The organism is Ciceribacter sp. RN22 (assembly GCF_024054295.1).
Lineage (GTDB): Bacteria > Pseudomonadota > Alphaproteobacteria > Rhizobiales > Rhizobiaceae > Allorhizobium > Allorhizobium lividum.
In genome coordinates, this window is sequence record NZ_JAMXLD010000001.1 from 491,231 (window position 1) to 514,652 (window position 23,422).

22 protein-coding genes and 1 other RNA gene are annotated in these 23,422 nt (G+C 62.0%); 17 read left to right on the top strand and 6 right to left on the bottom strand.

What is annotated here, in order from left to right; translation table 11 throughout:
• Positions 1-73: 73 nt before the first annotated feature.
• The 5 genes from ffs (at position 74) to NHF53_RS02520 (ending at position 4,471) form a co-directional block, all read left to right on the top strand.
• Positions 74-170: signal recognition particle sRNA small type (ffs, locus tag NHF53_RS02500), an RNA gene on the top strand.
• Between the two features lie 74 nt (positions 171-244).
• Positions 245-2,110, top strand: coding sequence for a DNA polymerase III subunit gamma/tau (locus NHF53_RS02505; protein ID WP_252832968.1), 1,866 nt, complete (start codon positions 245-247; stop codon positions 2,108-2,110).
• 34 nt (positions 2,111-2,144) lie between these two features.
• On the top strand, positions 2,145-2,468 hold the full coding sequence (locus NHF53_RS02510) for a YbaB/EbfC family nucleoid-associated protein (protein ID WP_114363814.1): 324 nt from the start codon (positions 2,145-2,147) through the stop codon (positions 2,466-2,468).
• A gap of 122 nt (positions 2,469-2,590) precedes the next feature.
• Positions 2,591-3,196 carry a recombination mediator RecR gene (gene recR, locus NHF53_RS02515; protein WP_252832969.1) on the top strand — a complete coding sequence of 202 codons (606 nt, stop codon included), beginning with the start codon at positions 2,591-2,593 and terminating at the stop codon, positions 3,194-3,196.
• A gap of 33 nt (positions 3,197-3,229) precedes the next feature.
• Entirely contained in the window at positions 3,230-4,471 is a 1,242-nt protein-coding gene (locus NHF53_RS02520) for a lytic murein transglycosylase (protein ID WP_252832970.1), read from the top strand.
• 6 nt (positions 4,472-4,477) lie between these two features.
• Here the strand turns inward: NHF53_RS02520 and NHF53_RS02525 are convergent, their stop codons facing one another.
• Positions 4,478-6,106: an MFS transporter gene (locus tag NHF53_RS02525; protein WP_252832971.1), complete on the bottom strand. Its 1,629-nt coding sequence runs from the start codon at positions 6,104-6,106 to the stop codon at positions 4,478-4,480.
• 256 nt (positions 6,107-6,362) lie between these two features.
• Between NHF53_RS02525 and rimP the strand changes: the two genes are divergently transcribed.
• The 9 genes from rimP to NHF53_RS02570 all read left to right on the top strand — a co-directional run bounded on the left by rimP (position 6,363) and on the right by NHF53_RS02570 (position 17,527).
• Positions 6,363-6,971, top strand: coding sequence for a ribosome maturation factor RimP (gene rimP / locus NHF53_RS02530; protein ID WP_252832972.1), 609 nt, complete (start codon positions 6,363-6,365; stop codon positions 6,969-6,971).
• A 47-nt stretch (positions 6,972-7,018) separates the two neighbouring features.
• Complete coding sequence (gene nusA / locus NHF53_RS02535; RefSeq protein ID WP_114363818.1) at positions 7,019-8,626, top strand: transcription termination factor NusA; 1,608 nt, start codon at positions 7,019-7,021, stop codon at positions 8,624-8,626.
• Entirely contained in the window at positions 8,626-9,312 is a 687-nt protein-coding gene (locus NHF53_RS02540) for an RNA-binding protein (protein WP_252834889.1), read from the top strand. Before nusA ends, NHF53_RS02540 begins: the two co-directional genes overlap by 1 nt.
• Before the next feature lie 98 nt (positions 9,313-9,410).
• On the top strand, positions 9,411-12,065 hold the full coding sequence (gene infB, locus NHF53_RS02545) for a translation initiation factor IF-2 (protein ID WP_252832973.1): 2,655 nt from the start codon (positions 9,411-9,413) through the stop codon (positions 12,063-12,065).
• A 74-nt stretch (positions 12,066-12,139) separates the two neighbouring features.
• The gene (gene rbfA / locus NHF53_RS02550) at positions 12,140-12,550 is read left to right on the top strand and encodes a 30S ribosome-binding factor RbfA (RefSeq protein WP_112686128.1); all 411 of its coding nucleotides are present in this window, start codon (positions 12,140-12,142) and stop codon (positions 12,548-12,550) included.
• A 6-nt stretch (positions 12,551-12,556) separates the two neighbouring features.
• Positions 12,557-13,486, top strand: a complete 930-nt coding sequence (gene truB / locus NHF53_RS02555) for a tRNA pseudouridine(55) synthase TruB (RefSeq protein WP_114363820.1) — start codon at positions 12,557-12,559, stop codon at positions 13,484-13,486.
• A 152-nt stretch (positions 13,487-13,638) separates the two neighbouring features.
• Positions 13,639-13,908, top strand: coding sequence for a 30S ribosomal protein S15 (gene rpsO, locus NHF53_RS02560; RefSeq protein ID WP_112686132.1), 270 nt, complete (start codon positions 13,639-13,641; stop codon positions 13,906-13,908).
• A gap of 382 nt (positions 13,909-14,290) precedes the next feature.
• Positions 14,291-16,435 (top strand): polyribonucleotide nucleotidyltransferase, encoded by a 2,145-nt coding sequence (pnp, locus tag NHF53_RS02565; RefSeq protein WP_252832974.1) that lies wholly within the window; start codon positions 14,291-14,293, stop codon positions 16,433-16,435.
• A 75-nt stretch (positions 16,436-16,510) separates the two neighbouring features.
• Positions 16,511-17,527, top strand: a complete 1,017-nt coding sequence (locus tag NHF53_RS02570) for a class I SAM-dependent methyltransferase (RefSeq protein WP_252832975.1) — start codon at positions 16,511-16,513, stop codon at positions 17,525-17,527.
• Between the two features lie 87 nt (positions 17,528-17,614).
• On the opposite strand, the gene fabI is transcribed toward NHF53_RS02570, so the two are convergent.
• From fabI to fabA, 3 genes are read right to left on the bottom strand one after another with little or no spacing between them, the layout of a single operon-like run.
• Entirely contained in the window at positions 17,615-18,421 is an 807-nt protein-coding gene (gene fabI / locus NHF53_RS02575) for an enoyl-ACP reductase FabI (RefSeq protein WP_252832976.1), read from the bottom strand.
• Between the two features lie 4 nt (positions 18,422-18,425).
• Positions 18,426-19,649 carry a beta-ketoacyl-ACP synthase I gene (gene fabB, locus NHF53_RS02580; protein ID WP_252832977.1) on the bottom strand — a complete coding sequence of 408 codons (1,224 nt, stop codon included), beginning with the start codon at positions 19,647-19,649 and terminating at the stop codon, positions 18,426-18,428.
• 43 nt (positions 19,650-19,692) lie between these two features.
• Positions 19,693-20,208 carry a 3-hydroxyacyl-[acyl-carrier-protein] dehydratase FabA gene (gene fabA, locus NHF53_RS02585; RefSeq protein ID WP_112686142.1) on the bottom strand — a complete coding sequence of 172 codons (516 nt, stop codon included), beginning with the start codon at positions 20,206-20,208 and terminating at the stop codon, positions 19,693-19,695.
• Positions 20,209-20,510: 302 nt separating this feature from the next.
• Between fabA and irrA the strand changes: the two genes are divergently transcribed.
• Positions 20,511-20,930 carry an iron response transcriptional regulator IrrA gene (irrA, locus tag NHF53_RS02590; protein WP_114363825.1) on the top strand — a complete coding sequence of 140 codons (420 nt, stop codon included), beginning with the start codon at positions 20,511-20,513 and terminating at the stop codon, positions 20,928-20,930.
• Positions 20,931-20,936: 6 nt separating this feature from the next.
• On the opposite strand, the gene NHF53_RS02595 is transcribed toward irrA, so the two are convergent.
• Positions 20,937-21,575, bottom strand: a complete 639-nt coding sequence (locus NHF53_RS02595; RefSeq protein WP_252832978.1) for a trimeric intracellular cation channel family protein — start codon at positions 21,573-21,575, stop codon at positions 20,937-20,939.
• 97 nt (positions 21,576-21,672) lie between these two features.
• Here NHF53_RS02595 and NHF53_RS02600 point away from each other — a divergent pair, with 97 nt between their 5' ends.
• On the top strand, positions 21,673-22,146 hold the full coding sequence (locus tag NHF53_RS02600; protein WP_252832979.1) for a hypothetical protein: 474 nt from the start codon (positions 21,673-21,675) through the stop codon (positions 22,144-22,146).
• 14 nt (positions 22,147-22,160) lie between these two features.
• Here the strand turns inward: NHF53_RS02600 and NHF53_RS02605 are convergent, their stop codons facing one another.
• Positions 22,161-22,946 carry a YdcF family protein gene (locus tag NHF53_RS02605; protein WP_252832980.1) on the bottom strand — a complete coding sequence of 262 codons (786 nt, stop codon included), beginning with the start codon at positions 22,944-22,946 and terminating at the stop codon, positions 22,161-22,163.
• A 131-nt stretch (positions 22,947-23,077) separates the two neighbouring features.
• Here NHF53_RS02605 and NHF53_RS02610 point away from each other — a divergent pair, with 131 nt between their 5' ends.
• Positions 23,078-23,272: a hypothetical protein gene (locus NHF53_RS02610; protein ID WP_112686152.1), complete on the top strand. Its 195-nt coding sequence runs from the start codon at positions 23,078-23,080 to the stop codon at positions 23,270-23,272.
• Positions 23,273-23,422 lie beyond the last annotated feature (150 nt).

Here is a 23,422-nt window from a genome sequence, read left to right on the forward strand (position 1 = left end):
GTTTCTCCATAGATAGCAGTTTTTTGGCGGCTTGGCTTGCATTTGCTTCCGTAATTGCCGATATGTGCTCTCGGGAGGTTGGTGGTGGACGAGCCACTCGCCAACCGGGTCAGGTCCGGAAGGAAGCAGCCCTAACGAGCCCGGCACGGGTCATCGTGCCAGCCTCCCACCTTCCGTTCTACATGGCCGGCAGGATGAAGGGTCGAAAGACCCGAACGGGACGACTCTAACGCTGGCAGGAGCGATGAGCGACTTCGAGCCGACAGCAGCACATGCAAACGGCGGCGCCGCAGGATACAGAGTCCTGGCCCGCAAGTATCGTCCCAAGGATTTCACCGATCTGATGGTCGGCCAGGAGCCGATGGTCCGCACGCTCACGAATGCGTTCGAGACGGGTCGTATCGCGCAGGCCTACATGCTGACGGGTGTTCGCGGTGTCGGCAAGACGACGACCGCCCGTATCCTGGCGCGCGCGCTGAATTACAAGACTGCAGAGATCGACAAGCCGACGATCGACCTCAAGCTCCCGGGCGAACATTGTCAGGCGATCATGGAAGGTCGTCACGTCGACGTCATCGAAATGGACGCGGCCTCGCATACCGGTATCGACGACATCCGCGAGATCATCGAGCAGGTTCGCTATCGCCCCGTCTCGGCCCGCTACAAAGTCTACATCATCGATGAAGTGCATATGCTCTCGACGGCAGCCTTCAACGGCTTGCTGAAGACACTCGAGGAGCCGCCGGAACACGTCAAGTTCATCTTCGCAACGACCGAGATCCGCAAGGTGCCGATCACCGTGCTCTCCCGCTGCCAGCGCTTCGACCTGCGGCGCATCAGTGCGAGTGATCTGGTCGGCCTGTTCTCGACGATTGCGGCCAAGGAAGGCATCGTCGCCGACGAGGAAGCCCTTGCGATGATTGCGCGTGCTGCCGAGGGGTCGGCACGCGACGGACTCTCGCTGCTCGATCAGGCGATTGCCCACGGCGGCGGGACGGTCAAGACGGATGCGGTGCGCGCGATGCTCGGGCTTGCCGATCGTGCCCGCATCGTCGATCTCTTCGAACATGTGGTGCGCGGCGACGTCGCGGCTGCGCTCTCCGAGTTCGGCAGCCAGTACGAGTCGGGCGCCAGCCCGACGGTCGTTCTGACCGACCTCGCCGACTTCACCCATCTCGTGACACGGCTCAAATACATACCGTCGGCGGCTCAGGACGCCTCCCTCAGTGAGGTGGAGCGCGTTCGCGGGGCCGAGCTCTCGACCAGCATCAGCGTTTCGACGCTCTCCCGCATGTGGCAGATGCTACTGAAAGGGATCCCGGAAGCGGAAAATTCCGCGCGCCCTGCCGGTGCCGCGGAAATGGTCATTATTCGGCTTGCGCATGCGGCTCATTTGCCATCGCCGGAAGATGCTGCGCGCCGGCTTGCAGAATTGGCGGAAGGAGGCCAAGCCGGCAGCCATTCCGCTGCACCCTCGGGAGGCAACGGCGGTGGCGCCCAGGCGTCCTATCGCACGGCTGCTGTCGCCGGGCAGATGCCGGATCGCGCGATGCAGCCAACTGCACCAAGACCGACCGCCCATCTCCAGAGTGTGCCGACACCTGAATTGCAGCCAGTTGTCCTGGGGCGCATCGAAACAAAGCCGACACCAGTCCCCAAAGTTCCCGTCAAGTCGCTTGAGGATATCGCCGAGCTCTGCACACAGAACCGTGACCCGAAGCTCAAGGCTCTCCTGCGTTCCTATGTCCGGCTCGTGGGTCTGGAGCCCGGGCGCCTCGAGATCAATCTGCCACCCGAAGCGCCGAAGACGCTTGCAGGGGACCTGCAGCGGCGACTCGAGGAATGGACGGAAATCCGCTGGATGGTCATCCTGTCGCGCGAAGCCGGCCGGCCGACACTTGCGGAAACCGAAAGTTCGAATCGCGAGGCGAGGCTCCTCGATGCACGCCAGGATCCGGACGTGGCGGCGATCCTGACCCGCTTCCCCGGGGCGAGGATCACGGACGTGCGCATTCGTGCCACCGGCAACGAGGATGAGACGCTGGACATCCCTTCGGCAGCCGAGTCCGCCGAGGGCGACATTCTTCCGGGCGACGACATCGAATTCTAAGACGGCATTCGCCAATATTTCAGGGAGACGGACGATGCGCGACATCATGGGCATGATGGGCAAGGTCAAGGAAATGCAGGCCAAGATGGAGAAGATGCAGGCGGAGATCGCCGCTCTCGAAGTCGAAGGCAAATCCGGCGGCGGTCTTGTGACCGTGACGATGACCGGCAAGGGCGAGCTCAAGGGCCTCAAGATCGATCCTTCACTCTTCAAGGAAGAAGAGGTCGAGATCCTCGAGGACCTGATCGTTGCCGCCCACAAGGACGCCAAGGACAAGGCCGAAGCCGTAATGGCGGAAAAGACCAGGGAGATGACGGCCGGTCTCCCAATCCCGCCCGGCATGAAGCTGCCGTTCTGATGCGATATCTGATCGTGGCAGCCGTGCGGCGATCGGCTATTCCTCCGCACTTCGTCTTCCCACTGGCGAGGGCTGCGTTGAAGGCATTTCCGTTTCGCGCAGATATTCGCTAGAAACCGCTCATGGCAAAGCGAGTCACCGGCCCCGAAATCGAGAAACTGATCCAGCTGCTGGCGAAGGTGCCCGGGCTCGGACCGCGCTCCGCCCGCCGGGCGGCGTTGCATCTCATCAAGAAGAAGGATCAGTTGATGGGACCGCTGGCCCACGCGCTCGGCGACGCCTACGACAAGGTCAAGATCTGCTCCCACTGCGGCAATGTCGATACGAGCGACCCTTGCACCGTCTGCACCGACGATCGTCGCGACCAGACGGTGATCATCGTCGTAGAAGACGTCTCCGACCTCTGGGCGCTGGAGCGCGCGGGCGCGATGAATGCGGCCTATCACGTGCTCGGCGGCACGCTGTCGCCGCTCGACGGCGTGGGACCGGATGATCTCAACATCCGCGGCCTTATCGACAGGGTGTCCAAAGGCGGCATCCGCGAGGTCATCATCGCGGTCAATGCGACCGTCGAGGGACAGACGACCGCTCACTACATCACCGATCATCTGGCGGGGCTGGACGTCAAAATCACCCGTCTCGCCCATGGCGTTCCCGTGGGTGGTGAGCTCGACTATCTGGACGAGGGAACGTTGTCGGCGGCACTGAGGGCGCGCACGGCGATCTGAAATCTGCCCCAATTGCGGGTGATGCGAGGTTCCATGAGACGACACTCCGCCATCCTCTTCCTCCTTCTGCAGCTCCTTTCTCCGCTTCCCGCCGCAGCACTCGACAAGGGCGCAATCGAGGCGAGGTTCCAGGCGTGGTTGCAGCAGGATCTGTGGCCGCTCGCGCAGAAGTCAGGCGTCAGCCGTAACGCGTTCGAGCGCGCGACTGCCGGCCTCCATCTCAACTGGAACCTGCCGGATCTTGTGCCGCCGGGCAGCAAGCCCCCGAAGGAACGCAAGCAGAGTCAGGCGGAGTTCTCTTCACCGGGAGCCTATTTCTCGGAGAAACGGCTGCAAGGACTTGCCGCCACCGGTCGCAGTCTCGCGACGCGGCACGCCCGCACCCTTCAGAAGATCGAGACGACCTACGGCGTTCCGGGATCCGTCGTGCTCGCGATATGGGGACGAGAAACGGGCTTCGGCCAGGCGAAACTGCCCTATCCCGCGGTGGAGGTGCTTGCAACCAAGGCTTTCATGTCGACCCGCAAGGACCTTTTTCTGCGCGAGCTGATTTCTGCCCTTCACATGATCGATGGTGGCGATGTCAGCGCCGGCGAGATGATGGGCTCATGGGCCGGGGCCCTCGGCCAGCCGCAGTTCATGCCGACGAGCTACCTCGAGCACGCGGTCGATTTCGACGGCGACGGCCGTCGCAACATATGGGCTTCCGTTCCCGACAGCTTGGCCTCCATCGCCAACTATCTCGTCCACAAGGGGTGGCAGAGGGGACGCAGCTGGGGTTACGAGGTCGCCATTCCGGAGGGCGTCTCCTGTGCCCAGGAAGGGCCGGACCGTGCACAGCCTCTCTCCATCTGGGCGGCAACGGGTATCCGACGCATCTCGGGCAAACCGTTTCCGGACCGTGAGGCGACGGCTTCCACGATGATGCTCGTCCCAGCGGGAACGCATGGACCCGAATTCCTGGTCACACCGAACTTTTACGTGCTCAAGGAGTACAATAACTCCGATCTCTACGCGCTCTTCATCGGCAATCTCGCCGATCGCATCGCCTATGGCAGCGGTCCTTTCGTCGGCAAGTGGGGTGACGTCGGCAAGATGCTGCGCTCCGACGTCCTGGCCATGCAGGAGGCCCTCGTCGCGAAAAATTACGATGTCGGCAAGGTCGATGGCCTGCCCGGCTACAAGACCCGCAGGTCGCTCGGCGAGTGGCAGGCGAAGGGCGGTCTGCGGCCGACCTGTTTCCCCGACGAGAGCCTGAAGGCGAAGCTTCGCTGACGATCCTCAGTGCGGCTCGATGTGCGTCTGGTGGAAAACGTCATCGGCCGGCGGAATACCCTGCCGCTCGATCATCCGATGAACGCGGGGCTTTGAAGTGCCCCGGTGAAGAGCAAGCAGGCGGTCGCTCGTTTCCGCGTCCGCCTTTGTCCGCCGCTGGTTATGACGCACATAATCCACCCAGGTCGGCGTGTGATAGGTCTCGGTCCAGACCTCCGGATTTTCGAGATCGCGCATCAGCGCCCAGTTGCGGGCGCCGTCACGAAGACGAATCCGGCGCCTTTCAACCATCAACGAAAGGAATTCGTGCACGTCGTCATCGTCGATCTCGTAACCGATCTGCACGACGATGGGACCGCTGCGCGGCTTTACGTCGAGCCGGAGTTCCGGCTCGTTGAAGCGGTTGAGCGGATCGAGATCGAGCGATGCAAAGGGCGGCATTGGCAGCCGGAACCCGATTGCGACGCCGACAATCATCACCAGTGCAGACGCAAGGAGAGCATGTCCGACGCTGTTGGTTTCGGCCACGTGACCCCAGAGCCAGCTGCCGGTCGCCATGCCGCCGAAGGTAGCTGTCTGGTAGAGCGAGAGTGCCCGACCGACCACCCAGCGCGGCGTGGAGAGCTGCACGACCGTATTGAAGAGCGAAAGTGCGAGGACCCAACAGGCACCGGCAAGCAGAAGGGCCGCCCCGGTGAGCCAAGCCGACCCGCTGATGCCGACGACTGCGGTACTAAGGGCGAAACCTGCGAACGACAATCGCACGATGTCCTCGCTCGAAAGGAGTTCCCGTAGCCGGGCACTCGATAGTGCACCTGCGATCGCACCTGCGCCAAAGGCGCCCAGCAGAATGCCGTAGGTGAGCGGCCCACCTGCGACCATGTCGCGGGCGACCACCGGCAGGAGCGCGAGGATCGCGACCGCCGTCAGGCCGAAGACGAAACTGCGGAAAAGCACCTTCATAATATTCGGCGACATCGCGACGTAGCGAAGTCCCGCAGAGATGGCGGCACCCAGCTGCTCGCGAGGCAAGGTCGTCTGCGGAACTTCCGGACGCCAGCGATAGAGCGCATAGGCGAGCGGCAGGTAGCTGAAGGCGTTCACGAGGAAGGCTGCAGCAGCGCCAAGTGCGGCGACGATCATGCCCCCGAGCGCCGGCCCGACACTTCGGGTAATGTTGAAGCCCATACTGTTCAAGGCGACGGCAGCCGGGAGATCGCTTCGCGGCACCATATCGCCGACGGAGGCCTGCCAGGACGGATTGTTGAGCGCCGTGCCGCTGCCGATCAGGAACGTAAAAAACAGCAGCGACCACGGAGAAATCTGTCCGACAAAGGCAAAGGCGGCGAGCAAGACCGAAACGGCCAGCATGAAAAACTGCGATAGCAGCATGACCTTGCGGCGATCAAAGCTGTCGGCGACGGCCCCGGAGAGCAATGAGAACAGCATGATCGGCAAGGTGTTGGATGCCTGCACAAGGGCGACCATATTCTCCGAGCGGGAAATGGACGCCATCAGCCAGGCTGCTCCCACGCCCTGGATGAGACCGCCGAGATTCGACGAGATGCTTGCAACCCAGATCGTCCGGTAGAATTCGTTCTTCAGTGGCGCCAAGGGCGATTTGCGGTCCGACACGTCCTGTTCACCTGCGACTTTCGAAGCGGAGCGGGCCACTATATGCAAATCTGAAGCACGCTGCCTATCTCTCGCGATCTCGAACGAGAAAATAGCACCGGGACGACGTGGTTCCTCGCAAAGCTTGCATTTGCGCGCAAGCAAGCGTATATCGTGCCTAAATTCTTGATCGATAGATGAAGAGTGGGGCCGCAAGGACCCGCTCTTTTTTGTTAGCGGTCGGGAAAGCTGCAGAATTCATCCAGGAGGATGACGCGTGTCGGAACAAGTACCGGCGCCGCAGGACCGCGAGCCGCGCATTGTCACGGAAACCGGTCTGGATCGGCGCATCGCTGAAATCATTGAGCCCGTGGCCGTCGCCATGGGCTTCAAGCTTGTGCGGGTTCGGCTCCTGAACCAGAACGGCCTTACCCTCCAGATCATGGCCGAACGCAACGACGGCACCATGACGGTCGAGGATTGCGAAAAGCTCTCGATGGCGGTTTCGCCGGTTCTCGACGTCGAAGATCCGGTCGACAAGGCCTATCATCTGGAAGTATCCTCCCCGGGTATCGACAGGCCGATGGTGCGCAAGTCCGATTTCGAACGCTGGCAGGGCCATCTCGTCAAATGCGAAACGTCGATTCTGGTCGACAACCGCAAACGGTTCCGCGGAAAGATCACGGCAGTGGACGGGGACGGTTTTACCATCGAGCGAGACCAGATCGCATATGGCGAGGAGCCGCGCGTAACCATTCCGTTCACAGCGCTGGCGGAAGCGAAGCTGATCCTGACGGACGATCTTATCCGCGATGCGCTGAAGGCCGACAAGGCCGCTCGAGCCCAGGCCGCGAACCAGAATGACGACGAAACCCCGATAGACTAACCGCCTCGAGGGCCAGGCCCCGGCAGTGAAGACGGAGACATAAGACAATGGCAGTCAGTGCTAACCGGCTCGAGCTCTTGCAGATCGCTGACGCGGTCGCGCGTGAGAAGGTGATCGACCGCGAAATCGTGCTTGCCGCTATGGCCGATGCAATCCAGAAAGCCGCTCGCTCGCGCTACGGCTCCGAAACCAACATTCGCGCCGATATCAACTCCAAGACCGGCGAGATCCGTCTGCAGCGCCTTCTTGAAGTTGTCGAGAAGGTCGAGGACTATTCCACGCAGATCGCTCTCGAGCTTGCCCGTGACCGCAATCCGGACGCCAAGATCGGTGACTTCATCGCCGATCCGCTGCCGCCGATGGATTTCGGCCGCATCGCCGCCCAGTCCGCCAAGCAGGTTATCGTGCAGAAGGTGCGCGAAGCCGAACGGGATCGCCAGTACGACGAGTTCAAGGATCGTGTCGGCGAAATCGTCAACGGTACCGTCAAGCGTGTCGAATACGGCAATGTGATCGTCGATCTCGGCCGCGGCGAAGGCATCATCCGCCGCGACGAGATGATCCCGCGCGAGACCTTCCGCTATGGCGACCGCGTGCGCGCCTATGTCTACGACGTACGCCGCGAACAGCGCGGTCCGCAGATCTTCCTGTCGCGTACCCATCCGCAGTTCATGGTGAAGCTCTTCACCATGGAAGTGCCGGAAATCTACGACGGCATCATCCAGATCAAGTCGGTTGCCCGCGACCCGGGTTCGCGTGCCAAGATTGCCGTCATTTCGAATGACTCGTCGATCGACCCGGTCGGCGCATGCGTCGGTATGCGCGGCTCGCGCGTCCAGGCCGTCGTCGGCGAATTGCAGGGCGAGAAGATCGACATCATCCCGTGGAGCCAGGATCCGGCTTCCTTCATCGTCAATGCGCTGCAGCCTGCCGAGGTTTCCAAGGTCGTTCTCGACGAGGATGCCGAGCGCATCGAGGTCGTCGTTCCGGACGAGCAGCTTTCGCTGGCCATCGGTCGTCGCGGCCAGAACGTCCGCCTCGCCTCCCAGCTCACCGGCTGGGACATCGACATCATGACCGAGCAGGAAGAATCCGAGCGTCGTCAGAAGGAATTCAACGAGCGGACCAACCTCTTCATGGATGCGCTCGACGTCGACGAGATGATCGGTCAGGTGCTCGCCTCCGAAGGCTTCGCCCAGGTCGAGGAGCTCGCCTATGTCGATCTCGACGAAATCGCGTCGATCGAGGGCTTCGACGAGGACACCGCCCAGGAAATCCAGTCGCGCGCCCGCGATTATCTGGAGAAGATCGAGGCGGAAATGGACGCCAAGCGCAAGGAACTCGGCGTTTCCGACGACCTGCGCCAGATCGACGGCATGACGGCCCAGATGATGGTCGCCCTCGGCGAGGACGGTATCAAGACGATCGAGGACTTTGCCGGCTGCGCAGCCGACGATCTCGTCGGCTGGAGCGAGCGCAAGGATGGCGAGACCAAGAAGTTCGAAGGACTGTTCTCGAAGTTCGACGTTTCTCGCGCGGAAGCCGAAAACATGATCGTTCAGGCCCGGTTGGCGGCCGGCTGGATCACCGAGGAGGATCTCGCCGCTGAGGTCGTGGACGAAGAAGTGGCCGAGGACGAAGACAAGGCCGAATGATGCGAGGCGATGCGCCGGAAGGCTTGCCGAATGACGATGTCATTGAGAGTGCGGACATGAACGGCCGCACGTGCATCGTCACGCGGCAGAGCGGAACGCCGGAGACGCTGATCCGCTTTGTCGCCGGTCCAGACGGCAGCGTCGTCGCGGATTTGAAGCGGCAGCTTCCAGGTCGCGGATGCTGGGTTTCGGCAAGCCGCGAGGCGGTCGACAAGGCGGTAGCAAAGAAGCTTTTCGCGCGCGCGCTGAAGGCGGATGCGAAGGCTGATCCTGATCTCGGCCAACGTGTGGACCGCCTGCTCGTCGCCCAGCTTGCAGGGATGATGAACATGGCTCGCAAGGCGGGCCAGTTCATCACCGGCAGCGCCAAGGTCGACTTGGCGGTTCGCAGCGGCGAGGCCATCGCGGTGTTTCATGCGGCAGATGCCGCAGCCGACGGTGTGAGAAAGATCGACCAGGCACGCAAGGCCTGGCACCTCGGAATGGAAACCGATGCGGAGATACCCTCCTTTCGTCTCCTGTCCGAGGCGGAAATGGAAGAACTGATGGGCCAGAATGCTTTTATCCATGCTGCGGCGCTTGCAGGGCAGGCGGGTGAAGGTGTAGTGAAACGCGCAAACCTGCTCAAGACGTATCGCGGCGGCGCGCCGCAAACGACGGGTGGCGCCGGCCAGAAACCACAATGACGCGGTCACCGGCTCGGCCGGCCACTGCATGGATGAACAGGAATTAGCGACGCGGTCGATGCAGGACATCCGGCCGCGCTCGAAGGAACGGGAACGGAATGACCGACAACAAAGACGACAAGACACTCAGCGTAACGGGCAAGAAGACTCTCACCCTGAAACCTTCGGGGGTGAGCCAAGGTACCGTGCGCCAGGATATCGGTCGCGGTCGCACGAAGGCGGTTGTGGTCGAGACGCGGAAGCGGCGCCTGACCCGCCCCGAAGACGAGAAAGCCTCCGCTCCTGTCCCGCAGGCACGCCCCGCAGAGCCGGCTCCGGCTGCCCCGCGGCCGGCCGCGCCCGCTGCTCCGCGCGTTCACCAGCCGAGCGCGCCGCAGCAGCGCCCACCGCAGCCGCAACAGCCCGTTCGTCAGGAGCGCCCGAGAGGTGCCGTCCTTCACGACCTGTCCGCCGGAGAGATGGAAGCGCGTCGCCGCGCCCTCGTGGAGGCGCAGGCTCGCGAGGTCGAGGAAACCAAGCAGCGCGCCATCGACGAAGCGCGCCGCAAGGCGGAAGCAGAAGAGGCTGCCCGCCGTGCCGCCGAGGATGCCGCGCGTCGTGCGGTGGAAGTGAAGGAAGAAGGGACGCAGGCACAGGAAGCCGAAGCTCCGGCACCGGCAGCAGTTCCTGTTCGTCCTGCCGAAGTTCGTCCCGCGGCCCCGCGCCCCGCAGCGCCTTCAGCTCCTGTCTTCGGCCGCAGCCGGAAGGAAGAGGAAGAGGAAGAGGAACGCGGCGCCGCTCGTGGCCCCGCGCGTGGCAAGGTTGTCGCGCCGGCCCCGGCAAAGGTTCCCGCCCGGCCCAAGGGTGAAGAGGATCGCCGGCGTGGAAAGCTGACCGTCACCACGGCCGATGTGGACGAGGAAGGCGCGCCGTCGCGCGGCCGTTCGCTCGCATCGATGCGCCGCCGCCAGGAAAAGTTCCGCCGCAGCCAGATGCAGGAACCGCGCGAGAAGATCGTGCGTGAGGTCGTGCTGCCGGAGACCATCACCATCCAGGAATTGTCGCAGCGTATGTCCGAACGCGCGGTCGACGTCATCAAGTACCTGATGAAAGAAGGCCAGATGATGAAGCCCGGCGACGTCATCGACGCCGACCTGGCAGAAATCATCGCAACCGAATTCGGCCACACCGTCAAGCGGGTCTCCGAGTCCGACGTCGAGGAAGGTATCTTTGACGTTGCCGACGAGGAAGGCGAACTGCTTCCGCGTCCGCCGGTCGTCACCATCATGGGCCACGTCGACCACGGCAAGACCTCGCTGCTCGACGCCATCCGCAACGCAAATGTCGTGGCAGGCGAAGCCGGTGGCATTACGCAGCACATCGGCGCCTATCAGGTCGAGCAGAACGGTCAGAAGATCACCTTCATCGACACGCCCGGTCACGCCGCCTTCACTGCGATGCGTGCCCGTGGCGCGCAAGCGACCGACATCGCCATCCTGGTCGTTGCGGCCGATGACAGCGTGATGCCGCAGACGATCGAATCGATCAATCATGCCAAGGCGGCCGGCGTTCCGATCATCGTTGCGATCAACAAGATCGACAAGCCGACGGCAAATCCGCAGAAGGTCCGCACGGAACTGCTGCAGCATGAAGTCTTCGTCGAATCCATGGGCGGTGAAGTTCTCGACGTCGAGGTTTCGGCGAAGAACGGCACCAATCTCGACAAGCTGCTCGAGGCCATCCTGCTGCAGGCCGAAATCCTCGACCTCAAGGCCAATCCGAACCGCACGGCCGAAGGTACGGTCATCGAAGCCGAACTCGACCGCGGCCGCGGCGCCGTCGCGACTGTCCTCGTGCAGAAGGGTACGCTTCGCCCCGGCCAGATCATCGTCGCCGGCGACCAGTGGGGACGCGTGCGTGCGCTCGTCAACGACAAGGGCGACCACGTCAAGGAAGCCGGTCCGGCCATGCCGGTCGAGGTTCTCGGTCTTTCCGGCACGCCGGCAGCCGGCGACAAGTTCGCCGTTGTCGAGAACGAGGCCCGCGCTCGCGAAATCTCCGAGTACCGTCTGCGTCTGGCACGCGACAAGGCGGCGGCCCGCCAGTCGGGTTCTCGCGGTTCGCTCGAACAGATGATGAGCCAGCTTCAAACTTCCGGCATGAAGGAATTCCCGCTGGTCATCAAGGGCGACGTGCAGGGTTCGATCGAGGCGATTGCCGGCGCGCTGGACAAGCTCGGCACCGAGGAGGTGCGTGCGCGCATCGTCCACTCGGCGGTCGGCGGCGTCACCGAGTCCGACATCTCGCTTGCCGAGGCGTCGAACGCTGCCATCATCGGCTTCAACGTCCGCGCAAACACGCAAGCCCGTCAGGCGGCTGAACGCGGCGGCATCGAGATCCGCTACTACAACATCATCTACGACTTGGTGGATGACGTGAAGGCGGCGATGTCGGGTCTTCTCTCGCCGGAACGGCGCGAGACCTTCCTCGGCAATGCGGAGATCCTCGAGGTCTTCAACATCACCAAGGTCGGCAAGGTCGCGGGTTGCCGCGTCACCGAAGGCAAGGTCGAGCGTGGCGCAGGTGTACGCCTGGTACGCGACAACGTCGTCATCCACGAAGGCAAGCTCAAGACGCTCAAGCGCTTCAAGGACGAAGTCTCGGAAGTACCTGTCGGGCAGGAATGCGGCATGGCCTTCGAGAACTACGAAGACATCCGTGCCGGGGACGTTATCGAGTGCTTCCGCGTGGAGCACGTTACGCGCACGCTCTAAAGCCGGCGATCACAATCCGAACAAGTTGCGGGCGCCGGCGATCCGGCGCTCGCTTTGTTTAAGGCAGGATGACGATGACCAGACCAACCTCTTCCGCTCCATCCCAGCGCATGCTCCGCGTCGGAGAACAGGTTCGCGCCGCGATCACCCAGGTTCTGCAGCGCGGCGAAGTACGCGATCCACTGATCGAAAAGACCGTGATTTCCATCTCCGAGGTCCGCATGTCGCCGGATTTGAAGATTGCCACGGCCTATGTGACGCCGCTCGGCGTCCCCGACCACAATGCGGTCATCGATGCGCTGAACCGCAATGCGAAGTACATTCGTGGCCGCCTCGGCCCGCAACTGCGGCAGATGAAGTACATGCCGGAAGTTCGCTTCCGCGATGATACCAGTTTCGACAACTACCAGAAGATCGATGCGCTGCTGCGCTCGCCCGAAGTCAGCCGAGATCTCGACGCCGACCGAGACGACGAACAAGAATAGAGACGCATGTCCAAGCCTCGCAAGCCCAAGGGCCGCCCCGTTTCGGGCTGGCTGATCCTCGACAAGCCTGCCGATTTCGGTTCAACGGAAGCGGTTTCCAAAATCAAGTGGCTGTTCAACGCCCAGAAGGCCGGCCACGCCGGCACGCTCGATCCGCTCGCCTCGGGCATGCTTCCGATTGCGCTCGGTGATGCGACGAAAACCGTTCCTTACGTCATGGACGGCAGAAAGATCTACGAGTTCACCGTCACGTGGGGCGAAGAGCGCTCGACCGACGATCTCGAAGGCGACGTAACGCAGACATCCACGGCTCGGCCGACCGAAGAGGCGATACGAGCGCTACTGCCACGGTACACCGGCGTCATCTCGCAGGTGCCTCCGCAGTTCTCTGCAATCAAGATCGCAGGCGAACGCGCCTATGACTTGGCACGTGACGGCGAGACCGTCGACATCCCGTCGCGCGAAGTCGAGGTTCACCGCCTGACATTGCTGAAGTGCGAGAAGGACCAGGCACATTTCGAGGTGGAATGCGGCAAGGGCACCTATGTGCGCTCGCTTGCCCGCGACTTCGGCCGCGACCTCGGTTGCTACGGCCATATATCTCTCCTCCGGCGCACCTATGTCGCCCCCTTTGCGGAAGAGACCATGGTTCCGCTGGCGGACCTTGTCGCACTGGAAAAAATCGAGGACCGCGACGAGCGGCTGGCGGCGCTGGACGAATTTCTCATCGACACCAGCGAGGCGCTCGCCGCCTTGCCGCAGATCAGGGTGAGCGAGGATCAGGCGCATCGTCTTCGCATGGGCAATCCGATCATCCTGCGCGGTCGCGATGCACCAGTTGCCGAGCCGGAAGCGGTGGCACTTGCCGCTGGGAAGCTGGTCGCGATCGGCGAGATTGCCGGTGGAGAGTTTCATCCACGGCGGGTTTTTACCTGAAGCGGCAGCCTGTAATCAGCGCTTCCAATTCTCGCCTGAATGGTTTATAGGCAGCGCCAGCATGGCGGTCCGTCCACCTGCTTTTCATGGCCAATGCTGGACGACATCTCGGCATATGGCGTCTTCTCTCCTGACATTGAAAGGATACTGCGATGTCGATTACTGCAGAGCGCAAGGCTGCCCTGATCAAGGAATATGCGACCAAGGAAGGCGACACGGGTTCGCCGGAAGTACAGGTCGCGATCCTGACCGAGCGGATCAACAACCTGACGGAACATTTCAAGGGCCACAAGAAGGACAACCACTCCCGCCGTGGCCTTCTGACCCTGGTTTCCAGCCGTCGTTCGCTTCTTGACTACCTCAAGAAGAAGGACGAGGCCCGCTACAACGGCCTGATCGCTCGCCTGGGCATTCGCCGCTAACATGTTCCGGCGGACTTCCTTGCGGAGGTCCGCCGGCTTTCTATCGGGACTAATGTCCCGAAGGCCCGGCCGGAGCGAGACTGCTCCCGGGCAGCAACATAGGGCGGGCCGGATGGGCCGGTGCCGCCAGAACCAACCGATGACCTGTCATGGGGCAGGATTGCCGGGTGCTTTTGCCAGGATGGTCTGGCACGCGCAACGAGGCTTCGGCTTCGAGAGCGCGCGGGGCGTGATGGCGCGGAATATCGTACCGCTGACGCCATGAGCCACCTGAAGAGCTTCCTGCTGTCTTGCCCGTGATACGTCAGCATTCCCGCGGCCGCGACGGCCTGTTCCGCAAGAAGGAACATGAGCGCTGCTTTCCGCGGAGAAGGAAAAGACAATGTTTGACATTCATAGCGTAGAAATCGAGTGGGCAGGCCGCCCGCTGAAGCTCGAAACCGGCAAGATCGCCCGTCAGGCCGACGGCGCCGTTCTCGCGACCTATGGCGAAACCGTCGTTCTCGCCACCGTCGTTTCGGCCAAGGCGCCGAAGCCCGGCCAGGACTTCTTCCCGCTCACCGTCAACTACCAGGAAAAGACCTATGCTGCCGGCAAGATCCCGGGCGGTTACTTCAAGCGCGAAGGTCGTCCTTCCGAGAACGAGACGCTCGTTTCCCGCCTGATCGACCGTCCGATCCGCCCCCTCTTCCCGGAAGGCTACAAGAACGACACGCAGGTCGTCGTTACCGTCATCCAGCACGACCTCGAAAACAACCCGGACATCCTGTCGATGGTCGCCACCTCGGCTGCACTCACGCTCTCCGGCGTACCCTTCATGGGCCCGGTCGGCGGCGCCCGCGTCGGCTACATCAACGGTGAATATGTTCTGAACCCGCATCTCGACGAGATGGACGAATCGAGCCTCGATCTCGTTGTCGCCGGCACGCAGGACGCGGTGCTGATGGTCGAATCGGAAGCCAAGGAATTGCCCGAAGACGTCATGCTCGGCGCGGTCATGTTCGGTCACCGCGGCTTCCAGCCGGTCATCGATGCGATCATCAAGCTCGCCGAAGTCGCTGCCAAGGAGCCGCGTGAATTCGAGCCGGAAGATCATTCCGCGCTCGAAGCCGAGATGCTCTCGATCGCCGAAGCCGAACTGCGTGACGCCTACAAGATCACGCAGAAGGCCGAGCGTTACGCCGCTGTCGATGCCGTCAAGGCCAAGGTGAAGGCTCACTTCCTTCCGGAAGAAGGCGAAGCCAAGTACTCGGCCGAAGAAGTCGGCGCCGTCTTCAAGCACCTGCAGGCGAAGATCGTCCGCTGGAACATTCTCGACACCAAGAGCCGTATCGACGGTCGTGATCTCGAGACCGTTCGCCCGATCATCGCGGAGGTCGGCCTCCTGCCGCGCACCCACGGTTCGGCCCTCTTCACCCGTGGTGAAACCCAAGCCATCGTCGTTGCCACGCTCGGCACAGGCGAAGACGAGCAGTATGTCGACAGCCTGACCGGCATGTACAAAGAAAACTTCATGCTGCACTACAACTTCCCGCCCTACTCGGTCGGTGAAACGGGTCGCATGGGCTCCCCGGGCCGTCGCGAAATCGGCCATGGCAAGCTCGCCTGGCGCGCAATCCACCCGATGCTGCCGACCGCCGAGCAGTTCCCCTACACGCTGCGCGTCGTCTCCGAGATCACGGAATCGAACGGTTCGTCTTCGATGGCGACCGTCTGCGGCACCTCGCTCGCTCTCATGGACGCCGGCGTTCCGCTGTCCAAGCCCGTCGCCGGCATCGCCATGGGCCTCATCCTCGAAGGTGATCGTTTCGCCGTTCTTTCCGACATCCTCGGCGACGAAGACCACCTCGGCGACATGGACTTCAAGGTCGCCGGCACGGCGGATGGCATCACTTCGCTGCAGATGGACATCAAGATCGCCGGTATCACCGAAGAGATCATGAAGGTTGCACTCGGCCAGGCGCAGGGCGGTCGCAAGCACATCCTCGGCGAAATGGCGAAGGCCATCACCGAGAGCCGCGGCCAGCTCGGCGAATTCGCGCCGCGCATCGAAGTTATGAACATTCCGGTCGACAAGATCCGCGAAGTCATCGGCTCCGGCGGCAAGGTCATCCGCGAAATCGTCGAGAAGACCGGCGCGAAGATCAACATCGAAGACGACGGCACCGTCAAGATTGCCTCGTCCTCCGGCAAGGAGATCGAGGCTGCCCGCAAGTGGATCCACTCCATCGTGGCAGAGCCGGAAGTTGGTGCAATCTACGAAGGGACGGTCGTTAAGACCGCGGACTTCGGCGCGTTCGTCAACTTCTTCGGCGCTCGCGACGGTCTCGTCCACATTTCGCAGCTCGCTTCCGAGCGCGTCGCCAAGACCACGGACGTCGTCAAGGAAGGCGACAAGGTCTGGGTCAAGCTCATGGGCTTCGATGAGCGCGGCAAGGTCCGCCTGTCGATGAAGGCCGTAGACCAGACGACCGGCAAGGAAATCGTTGCCGAGAAGAAGAAGGACGAAGGCGAGGCTGCCGAATAAGCACGTTTCGTCCCCGATCCGAGGCGCGGGAGAAATTCCGCGCCTTTTTTGTTCGCCGAGAGAGAAGACCGAGCCATGAGCCGCGATGCCCTGAAGACCCTGTTCCACCCCTTCGCTTCCGACGTGTTGCCGATGCCGCAGGCAGGAGAACGCTTTCTCTTCCTCGGTGCTGAAGCCGGAATTGCCCCTCCGAGCGGCTTCGCGGCGGCGGTGGTCGCGGTGCAGGGGCTACGCCCGTCCTTCCTCCAGTTGGAGGCTGCAGGCGCCGAGCCACTGCCTCTGCCGGAGGGAGACGGCTACGATGGCGCTCTGGTCCTTTGCGGAAAGCATCGCGGCGAGAACGAGAACCGGATTGCCGAAGCGTTGAAGCGTGTGAAGGCGGGTGGCCTCGTCGTCGTGGCAGGCGGCAAGGAAGATGGCGTTCAGCCGCTACGCAAGCGCCTTGATGCACTTGGGCTCGTCGTAGACCATATGCCGAAGTACCATGGTGTGGCGCTATGGTTCGTTGTTCCCGAGGAGCGGTCGGCGGCGGTCGGCGTGCTCGAGGCGGCCCATGTCACGGTTGACGGCCGTTTTCGCACCGTTGCCGGCATGTTCTCCCACGACCGCATCGATGCCGGTTCAGAGCTGCTCGCAGGCCGCCTGCCGGAAAACTTCGACGGCAATGCTGCCGATCTCGGAGCCGGTTGGGGCTATCTTTCCGTCATGCTTGCGGAGCGCTCCCCCCGAGTCAACCGTATCGACCTCTTCGAAGCCGATTACCAAGCGCTCGAATGCGCCAAGGCCAACATGGCGGCGAACTGCCCGGACGTCTCTGCACGTTTCTTCTGGCAGGATCTCGCGCGCGAGCCGATCAGGGAGAAATACGACCTGGTCATCATGAATCCGCCCTTCCACGAGGGACACGCAGCCGAACCATCGCTCGGCAAGGCGTTGATCACCGCCGCCAGTCAGGCACTGCGTGGTGGCGGAACGCTGATGCTCGTCGCCAACCGCGGCCTTCCCTACGAGGCGACTCTCGGCGAGCACTTCCGCGAACACGGAGAGACCTGCCGCAACGCCCGCTACAAGGTTCTATGGGCCAAGAAATAAGGGCCTGACGGCTCGGTCCCATGAAACGGCAGAAGCCCGGTGCTGCGATCAGCGCCGGGCTTCTCTATTCTTCGTCTTTCCGGAAATTTATTCCGTGTCGGCCTTGTTCAAGAGATCGACAGTCGGCATCGACGTGATGTTGTAGCCGGAGTCGACGTAGTGGATCTCTCCGGTCACGCCACGCGAGAGGTCGGACAGGAGGTAGAGAGCAGAACCACCCACGTCTTCGATCGTCACCGTCCGGCGGAGCGGCGAATTCTTCTGCTGCCAGGACAGCATCGCGCGGGCGTCGGCGATGCCTGCACCGGCAAGTGTGCGGATCGGACCGGCGGAGATGGCGTTGACGCGGATGCCGCGCGGACCATAATCGCCGGCGAGATAGCGCACGGACGCCTCCAGCGCCGCCTTGGCCACACCCATGACGTTGTAGTTCGGCATGATGCGAACCGAACCACCGTAGGTCAGCGTCAGCATCGATCCGCCGTCTGACATGATCTCGGCGGCACGCTTGGCAATCTCCGTGAACGAGAAGCAGGAGATGACCATCGTGCGCACGAAGTTCTCACGCGAGGTATCCGCGTAGAGCCCTTTCAATTCGTTCTTGTCGGAGAAGCCGATCGCGTGAACGACGAAATCCAGCGTGCCCCAGCGCTCCTTCAGGGCCGCGACAACTGCGTCGACGGAAGCGAGATCCTCCACATCGCAAGGCAGGAGGAAATCCGAGCCGAGTTCGGCAGCAAGCGGCTTCACGCGCTTGCCCAAAGCTTCACCCTGGTAGGTGAAGGCGAGTTCGGCGCCGGCACCGGCAAGCGCCTTGGCAATACCCCAGGCGATAGAGTGGTTGTTCGCGACGCCCATGATAAGGCCGCGTTTTCCCTGCATAGAGGCAATCATTCCGTTATCCATTGTGACGCTGGAACACGAGCGTGGCGTTGGTGCCACCGAAGCCGAAGGAGTTCGACAGAACGGTGTCGATCTTGGCGTTGTCGATCCGCTTGCGAACGATCGGGACTCCGTCGAATTCCGGGTCCAGTTCGCTGATGTGCGCGCTTTCGCCGATGAAGCGCTCCTGCATCATCAGAAGCCCATAAATCGACTCCTGGACACCGGCAGCGCCCAGCGAATGACCAGTCAGCGACTTGGTCGACTGGATATGCGGGATCTTTGCCCCGAACACTTCGCGGATCGCGCCGATTTCCTTGGAGTCACCGACCGGTGTCGACGTGCCGTGGGTGTTGATGTAGTCGATCTCCCCCTTCACCGTCGAGAGTGCCTGCCGCATGCAGCGGATGGCGCCTTCACCCGACGGTGCGACCATGTCGTAGCCGTCCGAGGTCGCTCCGTAACCGACGATTTCCGCGTAGATCTTGGCGCCGCGGGCCTTGGCGCGTTCCAGCTCTTCCAGAACGAGAACGCCGGCGCCGCCGGCGATGACGAAGCCGTCACGCGAGGCGTCATAGGCGCGTGATGCACTGCCGGGCGTGTCGTTGAACTTCGAAGACATCGCACCCATGGCATCGAAGAGGTCCGACATGGTCCAGTCGAGATCCTCATGGCCACCGGCGAACATCACGTCCTGCTTGCCCCACTGGATCATTTCGGCCGCATTGCCGATGCAATGCGCCGAAGTCGAGCAAGCCGACGAGATCGAGTAGTTTACGCCATGGATCTTGAACCAGGTGGCGAGCGTCGCCGACGCGGTCGACGACATGGCCTTAGGCACGGCAAACGGGCCGATGCGCTTCGGGCTGTTGTTCTGGCGGGTGATGTCGGCTGCCTCGACGATGGTGCGCGTGGACGGACCGCCCGAGCCCATGATGATGCCGGTGCGTTCGTTACCGCTGATATCGGATTCCTCAAGCCCCGAATCAGCGATCGCCTGCTTCATCGCGACGTGGTTCCATGCCCCCCCCTGAGAGAGGAAACGCATCGCGCGGCGATCAACAAGATCGGTGGGGTCCAGCGTGGGCTTCCCCCAGACTTGGCAGCGGAAACCGTGCTCGGCAAAATCGGGAGAGAAGGAGATTCCGGACTTCGCATTGCGCAGGGATTCCGTAACCTCTGCGGCGTCGTTCCCGATGGAGGAAACGATACCCAGACCCGTAACAACTACCCTTCTCATCTCAACAGACCTTCTCGTTATCACAATTGGACGGTGCCTGAGATCAGGCCGTCTTATCCTTCGACAAACCTACGCGAAGGTCGGTCGCCTGGTAAATGATCTCGCCATCCGCCTTCAGCCAGCCGTCGGCAGTCCCCAGCACGAGGCGGCCGCGCATGACCCGCTTGAAGTCGATGCCGTACTCCAAGAGCTTGGTGTGAGGACGGACCATACCCTTAAACTTCACCTCACCGGTGGAGAGCGCCATGCCGCGGCCCTCTTCACCCAGCCAGCCGAGAAAAAAGCCAGTCAGCTGCCACATGCCGTCGAGCCCGAGGCAGCCGGGCATGATCGGATTGCCTTGGAAGTGGCAGGGAAAATACCAATCGTCCGGGTGGACGTCGTATTCGGCGCGGACATAGCCCTTGTCGAATGCGCCGCCGGTTTCCGAGATGTCCGTGATACGATGGACCATCAGCATCGGTGGCAGGGGGAGCTGCGCATTGCCGGGGCCGAAAAGCTCGCCGCGACCACAGGACAGGATTTCTTCGTAGTTGTAGCTGGATTGTCTCGGTTTCATTCTTCTTCGTCGTCCCCAGGCTTGCGCGAATGTTGGACCCATAGAGCAAGATAGGGACAAAATGAAGTCCCACAATCGCCCCTGTCGGCCGTTGGACAGCCTTGCTCTCGCCTCAAGCCGCATATTTCAGCCGTGGCCATACAGGAAGCATCGCGGCGCGGCCAGAGTCAATCGGAGGAAAATACCGTATCTCCGGCGCCCTGCCGCCGTATACCTGCACTGAAGTATTGAAAGCCTCCCGCTTAGAAGTTATATCGCTAAACAAGAAGACCAGCATTCGAGTAGAACCGGAGAGCAACTCCATGATGGCAGAACGCCTCAAGGAAACGGAAGCGAGACTGCGTCGCTCTGGGCTTCGTCCCACGCGCCAGCGCATTGCGCTCGCCAGCCTGCTCTTCGCCAAGGGTGATCGACACCTGACGGTCGAGGAACTGCACGAAGAAGCCCTTGCGGCTGACGTTCCCGTGTCTCTTGCGACCGTCTACAACACCCTGCACCAGTTCACGGAAGCCGGCCTTATCCGCGTGCTCGCCGTCGAAAGCGCCAAGACCTATTTCGACACCAACGTCTCGGACCATCATCACTTCTTCATTGAGGGAGAGAACGAAGTCCTCGACATCCCGGTGAGCAATATCGTGATCGACAACCTGCCGGAACCTCCCGAAGGTCTGGAGATCAGTCACGTCGACGTGGTCATCCGCCTGCGGCAAAAGGGCGCGTAATCCCCCTCATCGCAATACGTCCTCCGGCGACCTGCCGGGCCTCGGTTTGTAGCGTGGAAAGCTCCAGCCGAAGCGCAGGGCACCCCCGCGAATCGCGAATGCCGTCAGAGCACCAGCCCCGGACGCCACGAAAACCGGCGCTCCAGCGACTGTCGCTCCAGTAAATACACATGCTCCGGCAAGGCCCGCCGTGACGTATATCTCGGGACGAAGCAGAACCGAAGGCTCGCCGGTGATGATATCGCGCAGGATGCCGCCGGCTGCTGCCGTCAGGGTGCCAGTGACGATCGCCACGGTCGGCGAGCCGGAGGCCGCCAGACCTTTGGCAGCGCCCATGACGCAATAGGCCGAAAGCCCGATGGCATCGAGCCAGATCAGCAGTCGATAGCGAGATTCGAAGAGGTGTGCGGTGAAGAAGACCAGTGCACCCATCGACACGCAGACGAGGATGTAGCCGGGATCGATCACCCAGAAGACCGGCAGACTGCCGAGTACGACGTCCCGCAGCGTGCCGCCGCCAATGCCCGTTACGGCAGCGAGGAACAGGAAGCCGATCACGTCGAGTTCCTTGCGCGATGCCGACAATGCGCCAGTTGCGGCGAAGACGGCCACGCCTGCGTAGTCGAGAAAGCCGAGCAACGTCATCGATAGCCTTTCTGAGTTTCACCTCGGGTCAGGGCGGCACAAGCCAAGGACGTCATCATGCCGGTCGATTGGCCTCTCATTCGTTCGGACGGTTGCCGTGAAACAATTGCTGCTTGCCTTCCTGCAAACTGCGCTTCTGCTTGGCGCGCCTCTTGCGGCCACCGCTCAGCAGAGTCTCGTCAGCGATCCCGAGATCTACGAGAAAGACCACTTTCGCTCCCAATGCAAGGTCGTCGAGTTTGGCGATGGCTTCATCCGACGACTTGACATCAACAACGACGGGATCATTGACGCGATCTCCGACCACGGCGCGTACACGTGCGACGGTGAACGTGGACCGGCCTGCAACGAGGACGGATGCCCCCACAATTTCTACGTCCAGGTCAAGGAGGGCGGCTACCTGCTGATCGCAACCGCGCAGGTCTACGGCTACGACTTCGTCAAGCGGTTCGGCAACATGGTCTTCGTTTTCAAGATGCATCCGCGCTTCTGTGAGCGAACCGACAGCGCTCCGTGCGAGATGACTGTTCGCGTGCGCGGCACGAAATTCGTGACGATCAGCAGGAAATAGTTCGACGATAGACACTACGGCAACACTGACGCCGTCCGTCCAGTCAGATAATAGGCCAGAAGGCCGATCCACTCGCGCATGGCAGTGGCCGTTTGCTGGGCGTTGAGCATCGGCTGCGTGAAGTCGAGGCGCAGGATGGCGCTTCCGCTCGTTCGATAATCGGTCGGCCACGGTGTCACGTCTATCCCCGCCTTGCGGAACAGCGCGAGAGATCGCGGCATGTGGAAGGCGGAGGTGATCAGAAGACATCCCCGCAATCCCGGATCGGCCAACAGCCGACTGCTGTTGACGACATTCTCGAAGGTCGTTCGCGACGCCGACTCGCTGATCAGGCGACTTTCGCTGATGCCGAAGCCGGAAAAGAAACGCCGGGCGGCGGCGGCGTCACCCTCGTAAGCGCCGCTGAAAGAGCCGTCGCCTCCGGAAACAAGAATGCGCGACTGCGGAAACTTCAATGCAAGGCGCAGCGCTTCGACGAAGCGATCGGCGGCCTGATTCAGCTCAAAACCGCCCCGCGTGGTCGTTACCTCTGTCTCGAAGGCGCCACCGAGGACGATCATGCAACCAACTTCCTCCGGGTCCCGCACCGGTCGCGGAATTTGCGCCTCCAGCCGTTGCAGAGCCACAGTCCCGGCAGAGGTGTAGAGCGTCACGAAGAGCAGGGCCAGAGCCGCACCGAGGAAAAGAAGTCCCGCCCGCGATCGACGCGCCGCAACACACGCAGCACCGGCAAAGGCGGCAAGGAATGCGAGGGACAGTGGCTGGGCGACGATCCAGAACAGCTTCGACGATAGGAACATCGATCTATTACCCGTTCGATTTTGGCAAACCGCAAATGCCAGGTTAGCTCAATAAGCTTCGCTCAAGATAACGAAGCGAAAGTAGTCTGAATAAAGTGATCCAAATATGAAGGCGTCGGGCCGGAGATTCCATGCGCTTCGCAATAGACATTCTGGATGAAGCCGGAAACAATCGAATCTATGTCGGTGTCCCGCTCGGTGTGGACGAGGGCAAGCTGCGCGTCCAGTTGAAGGATCGCGAGGCACGCTTCGACGTCACACGCATCACCGACTGGTGCCAGATCGACAGAGGTCAGAGCAACGGCCGCGGAGAACTCCTCGGCTAGAGCATTTCCGGCTAATTCGGAGTCGTTCTGACGGAGCGAATTTGCGGCAAGACCAAGCGAAGACGCGAAGAGCATATCCATCGATATGGTCGAGCGGCTCCGCGCCGGTATTGACGCAAAATCGCCCGTCTCTTCGGGTTTCCGATTGGC